This window comes from Microcystis sp. CS-574, from assembly GCF_028329095.1.
GTDB lineage: Bacteria > Cyanobacteriota > Cyanobacteriia > Cyanobacteriales > Microcystaceae > Microcystis > Microcystis ichthyoblabe_A.
This window is the reverse complement of record NZ_JAQMSY010000084.1, coordinates 19,464-32,995: the sequence shown is the minus strand read 5'-3', so window position 1 is coordinate 32,995 and position 13,532 is coordinate 19,464. Positions and strand designations below refer to the sequence as shown.

14 protein-coding genes are annotated in these 13,532 nt (G+C 42.6%); 7 read left to right on the top strand and 7 right to left on the bottom strand.

Features of this window, described 5'->3' with window-relative positions; all coding sequences use genetic code 11:
• Window positions 1-162: 162 nt before the first annotated feature.
• Window positions 163-399 carry a type II toxin-antitoxin system Phd/YefM family antitoxin gene (locus PN470_RS06085; RefSeq protein ID WP_002762994.1) on the top strand — a complete coding sequence of 79 codons (237 nt, stop codon included), beginning with the start codon at window positions 163-165 and terminating at the stop codon, window positions 397-399.
• 101 nt (window positions 400-500) lie between these two features.
• Here PN470_RS06085 and PN470_RS06080 read toward each other — a convergent pair whose 3' ends face one another.
• Window positions 501-698 carry a hypothetical protein gene (locus tag PN470_RS06080; RefSeq protein ID WP_272104050.1) on the bottom strand — a complete coding sequence of 66 codons (198 nt, stop codon included), beginning with the start codon at window positions 696-698 and terminating at the stop codon, window positions 501-503.
• 22 nt (window positions 699-720) lie between these two features.
• On the opposite strand from PN470_RS06080, the gene PN470_RS06075 reads away from it, so the two are divergent.
• Complete coding sequence (locus tag PN470_RS06075; RefSeq protein WP_272104048.1) at window positions 721-1,359, top strand: hypothetical protein; 639 nt, start codon at window positions 721-723, stop codon at window positions 1,357-1,359.
• Window positions 1,360-1,458: 99 nt separating this feature from the next.
• On the opposite strand, the gene PN470_RS06070 is transcribed toward PN470_RS06075, so the two are convergent.
• Together PN470_RS06070 and PN470_RS06065 are read right to left on the bottom strand one after the other, a co-directional pair.
• Window positions 1,459-2,721 (bottom strand): hypothetical protein, encoded by a 1,263-nt coding sequence (locus PN470_RS06070; protein ID WP_272104046.1) that lies wholly within the window; start codon window positions 2,719-2,721, stop codon window positions 1,459-1,461.
• A 236-nt stretch (window positions 2,722-2,957) separates the two neighbouring features.
• Window positions 2,958-5,270 carry a transglutaminase TgpA family protein gene (locus PN470_RS06065; protein WP_272104044.1) on the bottom strand — a complete coding sequence of 771 codons (2,313 nt, stop codon included), beginning with the start codon at window positions 5,268-5,270 and terminating at the stop codon, window positions 2,958-2,960.
• A 156-nt stretch (window positions 5,271-5,426) separates the two neighbouring features.
• Here PN470_RS06065 and PN470_RS06060 point away from each other — a divergent pair, with 156 nt between their 5' ends.
• The 3 genes from PN470_RS06060 to PN470_RS06050 all read left to right on the top strand — a co-directional run bounded on the left by PN470_RS06060 (window position 5,427) and on the right by PN470_RS06050 (window position 8,724).
• Window positions 5,427-6,164 carry a phycocyanobilin:ferredoxin oxidoreductase gene (locus PN470_RS06060; RefSeq protein ID WP_272104040.1) on the top strand — a complete coding sequence of 246 codons (738 nt, stop codon included), beginning with the start codon at window positions 5,427-5,429 and terminating at the stop codon, window positions 6,162-6,164.
• A gap of 297 nt (window positions 6,165-6,461) precedes the next feature.
• On the top strand, window positions 6,462-8,045 hold the full coding sequence (ndhD1, locus tag PN470_RS06055; RefSeq protein ID WP_103112747.1) for a photosynthetic/respiratory NAD(P)H-quinone oxidoreductase subunit D1: 1,584 nt from the start codon (window positions 6,462-6,464) through the stop codon (window positions 8,043-8,045).
• Between the two features lie 400 nt (window positions 8,046-8,445).
• Window positions 8,446-8,724, top strand: coding sequence for a hypothetical protein (locus PN470_RS06050; RefSeq protein ID WP_002735949.1), 279 nt, complete (start codon window positions 8,446-8,448; stop codon window positions 8,722-8,724).
• 59 nt (window positions 8,725-8,783) lie between these two features.
• Here PN470_RS06050 and PN470_RS06045 read toward each other — a convergent pair whose 3' ends face one another.
• Together PN470_RS06045 and PN470_RS06040 are read right to left on the bottom strand one after the other, a co-directional pair.
• Entirely contained in the window at window positions 8,784-9,548 is a 765-nt protein-coding gene (locus tag PN470_RS06045) for an ABC transporter ATP-binding protein (protein ID WP_016516373.1), read from the bottom strand.
• Between the two features lie 256 nt (window positions 9,549-9,804).
• Window positions 9,805-10,617, bottom strand: coding sequence for an inositol monophosphatase family protein (locus PN470_RS06040; protein ID WP_123230532.1), 813 nt, complete (start codon window positions 10,615-10,617; stop codon window positions 9,805-9,807).
• 61 nt (window positions 10,618-10,678) lie between these two features.
• Here PN470_RS06040 and scpB point away from each other — a divergent pair, with 61 nt between their 5' ends.
• Both scpB and PN470_RS06030 read left to right on the top strand, forming a co-directional pair.
• Window positions 10,679-11,197 (top strand): SMC-Scp complex subunit ScpB, encoded by a 519-nt coding sequence (gene scpB, locus PN470_RS06035; protein ID WP_016516372.1) that lies wholly within the window; start codon window positions 10,679-10,681, stop codon window positions 11,195-11,197.
• A 136-nt stretch (window positions 11,198-11,333) separates the two neighbouring features.
• Entirely contained in the window at window positions 11,334-11,684 is a 351-nt protein-coding gene (locus PN470_RS06030) for a DUF760 domain-containing protein (RefSeq protein ID WP_002735620.1), read from the top strand.
• Window positions 11,685-11,976: 292 nt separating this feature from the next.
• On the opposite strand, the gene PN470_RS06025 is transcribed toward PN470_RS06030, so the two are convergent.
• Together PN470_RS06025 and PN470_RS06020 are read right to left on the bottom strand one after the other, a co-directional pair.
• Complete coding sequence (locus tag PN470_RS06025) at window positions 11,977-12,840, bottom strand: NAD(P)-dependent oxidoreductase (protein ID WP_271939023.1); 864 nt, start codon at window positions 12,838-12,840, stop codon at window positions 11,977-11,979.
• A gap of 26 nt (window positions 12,841-12,866) precedes the next feature.
• Window positions 12,867-13,526 carry a class I SAM-dependent methyltransferase gene (locus PN470_RS06020; protein WP_271939026.1) on the bottom strand — a complete coding sequence of 220 codons (660 nt, stop codon included), beginning with the start codon at window positions 13,524-13,526 and terminating at the stop codon, window positions 12,867-12,869.
• Window positions 13,527-13,532: the final 6 nt, after the last annotated feature.

The following is a 13,532-nucleotide window of genomic DNA, read 5'->3' as shown; positions in this document are numbered from 1 at the left end:
TTGTTTAAACTTGTCGTTTGGAATGAAGTCAGAATATCGCCTTACCAGTGCCGTTAGGGTAAGCACCGAGATAGTTACGAATGGAGTCAGGTTTGGGTAATTGGCGCTAGGATTATCGGAGGATTTTCTTTCGGCACTGGTAGAAAACAATTAGGAGGATTTATGATCCCGGTTAATGAGGCTCAACAAAAGTTGCAGGATTTGATTGATTCAGTGACTGTTTCCCACGAACCCATTATTATTGAGGGATGCGATGGTAATGCAGTTTTGCTATCTGAAGGGGATTGGAAATCGGTACAAGAAACGTTATATCTCCTCTCAATTCCGGGGATGCGAGAATCCATTCGGGAGGGACTGGCAACGCCGGTTGAAGAATGTGCTGAGGAGCTAGAATGGTGAGGTGGAAATTGGTTTACACCAAACAGGCGCAGAAAGACCCTAAGAAGCTTAATTCTAGTCATTTAAAAAATCCTGCGGATGTGGACACATTATGGGTAGCGTTAAGACATCGTTAAATCGTGGACTTCCGTTAGGTTAAGCCGCCGAAAAAAGTTATTTTTTGTCAGGAAAATCCTTTTCTTAAATTTGATATCCATGTTTCTCTGTTTAGCGCTTCCCATTTCTACCGCCTTAAATAGTTCCTGAGCATGAGCGGCAATTTCTCCTGTCGTTACATTGATGTATAATGAATGATACAATATGTTTAACGGAAAATCGATCATGAAAACCTTAAAAATTGATTTAGCTTCAATTATTGTTCTTGCTAGTAGTACCGTTGCTGTTGCACAGCAGATCATGACCTACCCAAAATTTAAAGATATTAATCAACAAAATAATCTTTCGTTATTTAATGGTATGTTGCCTAGCAAGTTACCTGCTGCTTTTGATCAAGGGAAAGTTGTTATTACACAATTCGGTAATTCTTGCATATCCTATATTATTGCTAAAGAGGGTATTAATTTAACTAGACTTCCCTTAATTCCCTTCAAGCGATACCCAACTATGGATGCTTATGGAGTCGTTGGTAACAGTTTTCCTCCATTGTCTAATTATGCTGCTCTTAAAGATGGATTACCTGAGAAACTCTACAATTCAGGTTCCCTTATTTATATTAGGGCTTGTGGTGGCAGAATAGATGGACCAGAACTTCGCAGGGAGGTTAAAACCTCTCAAAGATCAGAACTTCCTGATGGGAGAAAAGCTTTCTTTTTGAAATGGAATCAGTTTGAATGGAAACCTTCCTGGTGTGTATTTGAGAAGGAATCTGAAAGTCAATCTGATTTTATTTGTGTTGGCATTGCCAATTCTCCCAAAACAGCCTTGGAAGTTCTAAAATCGATTGTTCGGGAACCTCATTAAAATGAATTTTTTTGTTAGTAATTGAGTAGTTGAGTTGATGTTAAAAAACTAACCGTTGGTTGTGTTAGGTTTCTTACATTGACCCAACGCACACGCTAACTAACAATATGGTCCAAATTCTTCACCCCAGCGTAATGGTGGTGTTTGCATATAGCTAACACACTCCATTTCTTTTGTTTTACCATCAGATTGAATATAGTAATAAACAACCAAATCTGATTTATCAAGACCGAAACTAACTATCGCTGTATTACTACAATTAACAACGATTCTATCCGCCCAACTTTTCATTAAAACTCCGGAACTCATTATATTATTAATAATATTATCACTTTTTGGGTCTCTATTAGTATAGGTCTCATTAAATGGACTTAAAGCAATCGATAATTCATCTGTCCTGTTTGTCGGATTACCCGTTCTACCTTCATTAGCAGTTCCTCGAGAAAGACGGAAAATATAAGCTCGTCTAACTCCCTTAGAACGAATTTCTTGAAGTACCTTATCAACAGTAGCTTGACAGCCTAGTTTTGGCTCTGACGAATCTGACGAAATTGTTTCAAGGGCACGGAACACTCGATCATTAACTTCAATGTACATTTTTAGCGCTTCACTATGAGGTACATTAGCTAGAGGAATATCTTGATCCGCATTCTTTTGCTTGTTCCATGGTTCTCCTATTTGAGCAATGACATCACTTCCTGTACCGGCACCAGTGACCCATATATTAACCCAATTTACTACATTTGAAGGTTTTGAACGCTGTTTTTTTGCCTGCTCACACTCAATCTGAGATTGAGTACGTCGATTAGAACTAGAAGGATAGTCAGATGAACAATCTTTTTTATTATCAATACCTGATTTACCAACAGGATCAAGTGTAACTAATAATTGCACTTTTGCCCCTAAAGAACGTGCAACTACATAAGCAGTATCACCACCGTAGCTATGCCCAACTAAAACAATAGGTGAGTTTGGATGGTTTTTCAAATGATTCTGAATATAATTGATTGATTGAGTATATTTATCCCAAGGATAGTATTCAACCGCTAGATACTTCATTTTGGGCGATTCTGTGTATATTTTTTCTATTTTTTCTTTTAGATTTTTAACAATTTGTGTATTTTCATCACGAAAACCACCGTAAAAAATTAATAATGGTGAAGGTGGTGAAACATAGTTCTCGCCCTGACCATCGCCCGAGGAAATTATCAATGACTTAGGATAAAAATTTACTTCAGTTTTGATATTCTCATTTTGTGTCACCATTGACCCTAATTGATTTCCAGTGGAAGCATCGACCGCGGATAATCCAATTGCTCCACAAATCGTCCAAGTCACAATCTGCCAAAGTTGTCTTTTCATATTAATTTCATATTCAAGGTTTCTTCCAGAAAACGGGTTTCTTTAAGAAACCCGTTTTCTCGGTTTCTTTACCGCAATCCTAGCATATTTATTTTAGTCGAAGCCATCGGATTAGCGCAATGCGATCGCCATTTATCAAAGGATCGCCAAGTAATACTAAATCCAGTTATTAAAGACTAATTATTTAGGATTTGCTGAAAAACTTTTTGCCGCAAACCCTAACTATAGGCTCAAGCTCACTTTTTCACTAGCTTGAGCAACTCTCGAAAACGTTGGCGTAAACTCTCGATATTAGCCGATTTCCCGCCATAACGCCAATCAACGTAGGCGCGAGCAATCTCCTCGATAATATTCGCCACCGGGGACGGTTGGACGCGGCGGGCGGCGGCGGCGTATTCTAAAGGAGTTTGAGCGGGATGTTTACCATAACCGGCTTCTGTTAAGATTCCTAACATTTGCTGGTATAAACGCTCGATTGGTGGTAGTTTTGCTAACTTGCGACTCCTACGCCAACGATGGAACTGTCGCCATCCTAACCAACCAGCGTAAGCGAAGACGACCCCCAATAAACCGCCGAGAATTCCCCCGAAAAGACTGCCAGAAATAAAGCGCCATAACCAGGCCAATAACTGACCGATAGTAACGATAACATTTTCCCAAATCAGACCGAGAAAACCCGTGACTGGGGAAGGCAACCATCCGGTTACCCATTGCCAAAATTGCTTGAGGACGCTAAAAGGTTCCACTTCCTCAAAGGATGGGGGAATTAATTCGTGGCCTGGGATAGGATCGAAAGTGTACCAACCGTAACCCGGAAAAAACACCTCTGTGATGGCGTAAGCGTCCGTATTTTGGACAACATAAAAGCCAGTGAAAGGATTAAACTGGCCAGGGGCAAAACCGGTGGCTAATCGGGCAGGAATACCGATCGAGCGTAACATAATCGTTAACACGGTGGAAAAATGATCGGCGTAACCCCCCTGAAAACGAAACAAAAAGGCCGAGACTAAATCCTCATTTTCGGCTAAAAAGGGCAAATCGGTTTTTAATTCATAGTTTTGCTTTAATACTTGGGCTAAATATAGGGCCTTCTCGTAGGGAGAGGTTAAAGGTTTGGGAGATTTGGCCAGCAATTCCTCGGTTTTTCGGCGGACTTTCGGGGCAATTTCGGCAGGAATTTGTAAATAATGCTTGAGAATAGACTTAGGGTAGGTTTCTGGGGCCGATCGCAATTGGCTGCGATTGCGTTCCGGCACTTGTGAGATTACAGTATAAGTTAGCCATTCTGCTAATCTTCCCGGCGACCTTAAGCTATTTTCTCGGTCCAGAGATACCTGTCGAGTGGGAAAAAAGAGAAACTGGGGCGAAGTAAGAGCAGGGATAATATTCGGTAAACTGGAGACAATGCTGTAGGTTTGGACTACCTGATGGGTTTTGGCTTGGGTTGCGGGTAGCGGCACAAAAAAGCGATAGGACCAACTACTGCGATTTAAATCCTCTACTTCTTGATCTCGCGAGATTTGCCACCCTTGACCAGTATAGCGATCAAAGGCCATGGCCCGCCAGAATCCGGGGGCTTGAGAACGTACCCGCATGACTGTCTGGGGAGTCATACTTCCCCGCAAATTTTGGTTGATTTGGCGGTTAAAACCGTAATAAAAGGTAGAATCTAACTGTCCTGACCCTGTAGTGGGACTATTACCGCCATTTACGCCACCATTCCCCGTTTCACCCTCGCGCACATAGCCGGGGTTAACGATTTGTCGGTCTCCCTGTTCAAAACCCTGATTTTCCATACCTCCTGGACTATTGACGGGAAAAGATTGAATTTGATAACCCGGAAAACGCGGCATCAGAGCAAAAATTGTCAATCCCAAGAGGAGAATTGTCAGAAAGAAAATCCCGAAACGTTTGGGAGAAAGGGAAGAATTTTGCGGGGAAACTAATTTTTTTGTGGCTAGACGCGGGGATTTCTTTGAGAAGAAAGGGAGACTCTGATTGAGATTATCTAAACCTAAACGAGAACGATAGTCTAAAACTAGGGTAGGTAGGGATAAAAACAGAAATAGGATTAACCAAGGCGCAAAAGCGAGGGTTTGGGAGATTGTCCCGGCGACTCCCAAGAGAATTAAACCGATTACCATAGAATACCCTAAGTCTTTGCGTCGGGGCAGGTCAAAACTATGGAGAATTTGCAGTTGAATTAGTAATTGTGTTAGAGCAATACGACTATCCTGCATCGCAACGATATCCCCCAAGAATAGCGCCAACACTACCAACATTCCGATCGCTATACAAAATTTTGCCCCGATATTGCGCTTTTTCCTGCGTCGCCAACTCCAGATTCCGCCGATAATACTGAGAGGAACCGCCCAAATACTGGTATAACTATCGGTAGCCACATCGGTGGCGATAATACCGACGATTACTAACGCTTGCACCAGAATTCTTAAAATAATCGATTCCTCGGTTTCTGGCAACGGAGAAGATTCTATCTTTTGCCAGAGGGTTTTTAAGGAAGGTCTTGGACGAGCGGCACTGCTAACCATAGGGTAAATTGGGAGAAGGACAAAGAAGTTAATTTTATGTTTCCCAGTTCTAATCTCGATCGCTCCATGGGGTAAAGTGGATTTTAGATGTCAGGAGATAGGAAAATAGGGAGATAGGGAGACGATAACTGATTACTGATTACTGATAACTGACCTATGATAGCCGTTACCAACCCTGAAATTTTACCGTTACTTCATCCCCTGATTGGACAATTAGCCACAGCAATTCTGTCCCACTGGGAAAATTATCTTGATTTGTCGCCCTTTGAGTTACCCGAAGGTTTAGGCTATGTGGAGGGACGTTTAGAAGGGGAAAAATTGATTATCGAGAATCGCTGCTATCAAACTCCCCAGTTCCGCAAAATGCACCTAGAACTGGCTAAACTGGGCAATGGTTTGGATATACTTCACTGTGTCATGTTCCCCCGTCCAGAATATCCGCTGCCGATGTTTGGATGTGATATAGTCTCCGGCAAAGCGGGAATCAGTGCCGCTATTGTGGATCTTTCTCCCACCAGTGGCGATAAAACCCTCTCTAGTGCCTATAATCAAGCTTTAGCGGCTTTACCTGCGGCTAATTTCGCCCAGGCTCGTGATTTGCCCCCTTGGGGTCATATTTTCTCCCAATATTGTCTGTTTATTCGTCCCGAAACCGCCGCCGAGGAACGACAATTTTTACAAAGAGTTACAGATTTCTTGACAATTCACTGCAAATGTGCTAGGGAAAGTCAGCCTCTTTCTGGGGAAGAAGCACGCATTTATTTACAGGGACAACGGGATTATTGTAGTCAACAGCAAAAAAACGATAAAACTCGGCGTGTACTAGAAAAAGCCTTCGGTTGGGAATGGGCAGAGCGTTATATGACGGGGGTTCTCTTTGATTTGCCCGATTAAGTAGGGAGGCACAATTATTTGTAGGATGGGTTAATGGTATAAAACCCTACACCCCACACCCCACACCCTGCCCCCACCGAAAAACTTTTTTAGCAAACCCTAATTAGGCCAGAAGTCTCTTGAAACTTAACAATATTAACAGACAAGGACAGGAAAATAATTGCTAGATTGATTTAGGTACAGTCAAATGTAACCGCGAGAACAAGCGAAAAAAAGGCGGTTTTGCTAGGTAAAACCGCCAAAAAGCCCTAGCTTAATTTCTCGATTCTGACGATTAAATAAATATTAAAACAGCCGATGAATCTAACGAACTTTCCTTGGTTAACTGTCATCATCCTTTTTCCTATCGTCGCCGCTTTATTGGTTCCCATAATTCCCGATAAAGACGGTAAAACCGTGAGATGGTTTGCTCTGACGGTGGGATTAATCGACTTTGCCCTAATTATCTACGCTTTCTATAGCAGTTACGATTTCGCTAATCCCAATCTGCAATTAGTGGAAAGTTACCAATGGTTGCCCGAAATTGACCTAAGATGGTCATTAGGAGCCGATGGCCTCTCCATGCCTCTGATTATCTTAACGGGATTTATTACCACTCTAGCTATCTTAGCGGCTTGGCCGGTGACTTTTAAACCGAAACTATTCTACTTCCTGATGCTGTTGATGTACGGGGGACAGATTGCGGTGTTTGCCGTACAGGATCTGTTACTGTTCTTCCTCGTCTGGGAATTAGAATTAGTCCCCGTCTATCTGATCCTCTCTATTTGGGGCGGTAAACGCCGTCTCTACGCGGCCACCAAATTTATCCTTTACACCGCCGGAGGCTCTCTCTTCATCCTTGTAGCGGCGCTGACGATGGCTTTTTATGGCGATACCGTCTCCTTTGACATGGTGACTATTGCCGGCAAGGATTTCCCCCTGAAACTGCAATTATTCCTCTACGCTGGTTTTCTGATTGCCTACGGGGTAAAACTGCCCATCTTCCCTCTTCATACTTGGCTACCGGATGCCCACGGCGAAGCCACTGCCCCTGCCCATATGTTACTAGCGGGAATTTTGCTTAAAATGGGTGGTTATGCGCTCTTACGGATGAATATGGGGATGTTACCCGATGCTCACGCCGTTTTCGCCCCCGTTTTGGTGATTTTAGGGGTAGTTAATATTATCTACGCCGCCTTAACCTCCTTTGCCCAACGCAATCTTAAGCGCAAAATTGCCTATTCTTCCATCTCTCACATGGGATTTGTGCTGATTGGCATGGCTTCCTTTACCGATATTGGCACAAGTGGGGCGATGTTACAGATGATTTCCCACGGACTGATTGGGGCGAGTTTATTCTTTATGGTCGGTTGTACCTACGATCGCACCCATACCCTGATGTTAGACGAGATGGGCGGTGTCGGCAAGAAAATGAAGAAAGTTTTTGCCATGTGGACCACCTGTTCCCTCGCTTCCCTCGCTTTGCCCGGGATGAGCGGTTTTGTGGCGGAATTAATGGTATTTATCGGTTTTGCCACCAGTGATGCCTATAGTCCCACTTTCCGCGTCATCATCGTCTTTTTAGCGGCTATCGGTGTCATTCTCACTCCGATTTATCTCTTGTCCATGTTGCGAGAAATTCTCTACGGGCCGGAAAATAAGGAATTAGAAGAACACCATGCCCTAGTGGATGCGGAACCCCGGGAAGTCTTTATCATCGCTTCTCTATTAGTGCCAATTATCGGCATTGGACTCTATCCCAAAGTGGCCACGACGATTTACGATGCTACTACCAATAAATTAACCGCCCTAGCGCGTAATTCTGTCCCCAGTTTAGTGCAACAGGCAAAGGCAAAAACCCCCAGTTTCTCCCTTTATTCCCTAAAAGCCCCCGAAATCTAAGGATTTATCAGTTATCAGTTACCAGTTACCAGTTACCAGTTATCAGATTTGAGTTTTAAGTGAGCAGTATTAAATCCCAATTTCCGCACTTCTTAACATTCAATTGATAATTTTTACTAATATTAAATCCGGTTATTAAAGAATGATTATTTATTCTCCCTTTTGCCTATTGCCTATTGCATGAGTGCCTCTCCTCATAACTAGCCTGTACTCAATGGATTTAGTATTATTATACTTTTAATTGATTGTGTGATTATTTTAATGCGATCGCTACTGAGTACAGCCTGTAGAATTATTAGAATTAGTCCCCACTGGAGCAATCGCGCCCAAAGAAGATTAGGCGGTCGCAACGCGCTCGCTACGCGAGACCGCAACATGGCAAAATATAGGAGTTTAGCTCATGTCTAACGAAACCGTGACTTATTCCCTAGAAGCTGTTCTAACAAGGATTGAGGGGAAAATAGACTCTCTACAAAGGGATGTTAACAAGCTAGAGATAGGACAATCGGAGTTAAAAGGGGAGATTAAAGCCCTAGATGAGCGACTAACCACAGAAATTAAAGGATTAACTGCAAGAGTCGCTAATCAGGAATTTACCAATCGAGGGATTCTAATCGCTTTGGTTGTTGCCATTTTAGGAGGGGCAGCCAAACTTTTTGGTTTTCTTCCCAATCCCTAACAGATATCTAATTAGGAAGTTGCCGTTTTCTTTTCACTGATAACTGAAAAATCCCTACCCTACCCAATCACCTCGTGTAAATCCGTCGGTGCGAGATTAGGATAAACCACTTCACCATCCTTAAACCAAATAATGCGCTGAGAGTGACGCGCCACATCAGCCTCGTGAGTTACCATCACGATAGTAATACCACTGTTATTCAATTCTGAGAAAATAGCCATCACCTCTTGGGTAGTTTTCGAGTCTAGCGCCCCCGTCGGTTCATCAGCAAGTAATAATATGGGTTGATTGACAATTGCCCTAGCAATAGCGACGCGCTGCTGTTGTCCTCCCGATAATTGATTGGGTTTATTGTGCAGTCGATTATCTAATTTTACCTTCGTTAAAGCAGCGATCGCTCTTTCCTTTCTTTCTTGAGGAGAAACCCCACCATAAATCATCGGTAACATGACATTTTCCAGCGCACTCATCTGGGGTAAAAGATGGAATTGCTGGAAAACAAAGCCGATTTTACGATTGCGAATCTGAGCTAAATCCCCATCCGGCAGCGTGGAAACGTCCAGATTTTCTAGATAATAAGACCCCGAGGTGGGACGATCAAGACAGCCGATAATATTCATGGCTGTGGATTTTCCCGAACCTGAAGCCCCCATAATAGCGCAATATTCCCCTTTTTTTAGGCTTAAATTGATGTTATTGAGGGCTTTAACTATGGTTTCGCCACTGCCGTAGATTTTAGACACATTTTCGAGGCGAATAATTACCGGCTGATAGACTTCGGCTTTATCGTTGCGTTCGCTGAGAGAGGAAGTATCAAAACTCATGAAATAAATTCGTGGGGGCAGGGTGTGGGGTGTAGGGTGTGGAATGTAGGGTTTTACCGATTTTCAGGGGGTCAATTACCTAATTTTCAGGCAAAAAGTGCCTAAATTTCCCCCCTGATCACTCCAAGGGCTGGCAGTTTTTGATTTCAAACAAGCTTAAAGATATTATCCAACAAGGTTTTTAGATTTATTCAGCAAGCCCTAAATAGAGATAAAACCAATAAATGCAGCTATTCTAACCTGAGCAATTCTCCATTCAAGCAACATCCTTGAGAAAACCGACTAAAGGCAAGAAAACTGGCGCTAAATTCGATCGAGCCACGGCTAAACAGGGATAGGATCGATCACTATAATTTTCCCCCACCTGTAAGGGAAAAATCTTTTCTCCTAAAGAGATAAATACCCCGCCGGCGGCCTGTAGAATTGCCCAAACCGCAGCAATATCCCAGACTTTTGGGGTTGCTTCCACTCCTCCCAAGACAGTGCCATCGGCAACCAAAAGCAGATTATAACTAGCCACTCCTATCATCCGCACTTTGCAGGGAAAGGGTTTTTTTAATACACCTGTACTACGAGCGCAGAGATTAAACAGATGATTTTTGCTGGGAAAATCGTCGCTGGTGTGAATCGGTTGACCGTTGCAGTAGGCCCCCTCTGGACCGGTTAAACCCGTCTCACCGTACCAATAACCATAATAGGACTGTTTCAGGCAGGGGAGATAAACAAATCCGAACACGGGAGTCCCCCGGTAGAGAAGTCCTAGGGAAATGCCCCAGATGGGAATACCGCGAGTAAAATTAGTCGTGCCGTCGATTGGATCCACTACCCAAGACCATTCTTGATCCGGGAAAATATGGGTAGTTTCCTCGGTTAAGACTCCATGATCCTGGAAAGTGCGGGCAATTAATGATCGCAATTCGCCATCGGACCAACGGTCGGCAGCCGTCACTAAAGTCCCATCTGCTTTATTGGTGGCCTGTAATTTGCCAAAATCAGCTACTAGGCGATCGCCCACCTGCTCGGTAGCCTGATAACAAAAGTCTAAAACCTGACTCCAAAAAGTTTCCATAATTTTCTCGTTCGTTTTCTAGTAGAATATTAGCTTAGTGTCTAAACTTAGGTAGTCGAGATTGAGCGCGGAAGCCCACCAAGAGATCAGACTAGCTACCCGTCTAGAAGCGATACTTTACCTAAAAGGGCAGCCTGTCCCCTTAACCGAGATGGTGACATTAACCAACAGCGATCGCTTGACGGTGGAAGATGCCATGATCGAGTTAATGTCCGATTATGCTCACCGGGATAGTGCCTTGGAAGTGGTAGAAACCCCCCTCGGTTATAGTTTACAATTGCGGTCAGCTTATCAGAATTTGATCGAAGACCTGATCCCGGCCGAATTAGGCACGGGAACCCTCCGCACTTTAGCAGCGATCGCAATAAAAGAACCGATTTTGCAAGCGGATTTAATTAATTTGCGGGGCAGTACGGCCTATCAACAGGTTCAGGACTTGGTAGAACGAGGATTTGTGAGAAAACGCAAGCAAAATGAAGGTAGATCCTATTGGTTAGAAGTAACCGATAAATTTCATCAATATTTCGAGGTTGACAATCTTAGGGAACAGGGTATTCTAGAAGCTACCGATCAGGAATAAGGAGGGAGAGGGTATATTAAGGGTAAATATTTCTGATCACTGAGCTAAACTTGAAGAAGATAGGGGGGACTTCGGGCAATCAAGAAGAGCGATTTGTTAACCTAGATCCAATAACCACTACAGCGTGGAAGTTCTGATGACTTTTAATCCTGATTTTTTTCCCTGGGAAACCGAAGAACAAAATGATAACTGTCTGATGCAGTATCTCCAGCAGCAGCATCCTGAAACCCTTGAGAGAATAGCCCAATCCGTCAGTAGCGAAATTAAAGATATTATCTCGCAAAACGTCAGGGGATTGGTGGGAATGTTGCCCTCAGAGGATTTTGCGGTACAAATTACCACCGACCGCGAGAATTTGGCGAATCTTCTCGCTTCAGCGATGATGACAGGTTATTTCCTCGGTCAAGTGGAGAAGCGCCATCATTTAGAATCAATTTTGTTAGCTACAGAATCAATTAAATTGGGCAAAAAACCAAAAATAGATTAATCCTCACCCCAAAAAGATAGAGACACTTTCATCGGTGTCTCTATCAGTTTTTAACCCCCTTTGGCAAAACTCACCATCACCAAAATCGAGAGCAGGATACCGGGGACAAGTAAACCCGCTAATAATCCAAATTCAGTCAACGTCATAGGAAAATATGCCCAAAATTCCATCACTTCCCACTCTAACCCCCTCTTCCGGCCACCTCAACAAAGCTTAAGGAAAATTTAAAGCCTTTTATCGGTTTTTCTTCCTACACAAACCAAAGAGAGTCTTTTTGATGTGGGTAAGCGGTTTATAATTCTTTTTTCAGCGCCTCATATAAAGCTGAATAATCTTCCTCTGCTAATCCCATTGCTAAGGCTTTTTCCAGAAGACGCTCTACTCCTGTTAGGGGAAAAGTGGTTAAATCTAACTTCTCCGATTCCTCTAAAAAGAGATTGACATCTTTCAGTAAATGTTTAGTGGGAAAGTTAGGGTTAGCATAATTTTTCTCTAACATTCTGGTTAATTTTTTGTCAAAAGTAGGCGCATATAAGGCACTTTGACGCAGGATAGTCATGAATTTTTCTAGATCTACTCCTTGCTGGGATAAAAAAGCTAAACTCAAAGCAAAAGCACTGGTTAGAGTGGCAATTAATTGATTTAAAGCTAATTTTAATGCCGCAGCGGTTCCCACTTCCCCGATTAACATCGGTTTTTGACCAAAATGTGCTAATAAATTTGACCATTGATGGAACTGTTTCTCCGTTGCTCCCACCATAACTAAGAGAGTGCCATTTTTAGCTTCGGGAATACTTCCTAACACGGGTGCTTCTAGATATTCTCCCCCTTTAGCCACAATTTGATCTCGCAGTTGTTTACTTTCAGAAGGGGCAATGGTTCCCATCTGGATAATAGTCCGATTATTGAAGTTAGATTGCTCGTAATTTAATCCTAAAACCTCTTGGATAGCGGCGGCATTAGTTAACATTAAAATCAGACAATCTGCCTCTTGAATGACTTGTTCAGGAGAGTTAACTGTTTTGGCTCCCAACTGCTGTAAAGGTGCTAATTTTTCTAAGGTGCGATTATAGGCAATAACAGAAATTTTCTGATTTAATAATCTTTCTACCATTGGCGTTCCCATTAATCCTGTTCCCAAAAATCCAACTTTCATGACTCAATTTTCCCCTGATTTAGTGATTAGTTTTTACTTGTTTTTATGGCTGTCCAATGACGATTAGAAGACTGATAAATTTTAATATTTTTTAATCCCGACTGCTGGATTAAATCGGCGATTTCTGCTAGGGTAAAAGCGGCATGGAGAGAATCTTTAAATAGTTGCGCTTGTCGGGGAGAAAAATTAGGATCGATTTCCCTCACCATCCCCTGGATTATTTCCTCGGAATCGGGACGGAATAAATCTCTTAAAAAAATGCCACCATTGGGTTTTAAAACTCTCTTAATTTCCCGTAAAAAAGGCAGAGGATTTTCGAGATGATGGATTAAACTATTAGAAATAACTAAATCAAATTGCTCGGATTGGTAGGGAAGATTTTTTCCATCAACTTTCTCCAATTTGATCTGTTCTTGACAGTTAGCATTAAGGATATTTTTTTGACCAATTTCTAACATAGAATCGGCCAGATCAATAGCGATAATTTGCCATTGGGGACGTAGTTGACTGATCATAATCGGAATGCGTGCAGTACCAGTTCCTACATCTAAGACCCTAGCATTAATACCGGCCAATTGTACGACTTCTTTAGCAAAATTAGTATTAACTTCCGTGAAGTCCATGGCATCATATTCGATCGCTTCTTCCCGATCATCCATTACTTCTGGTTCTAAAATTCTTTCCATAGAAAA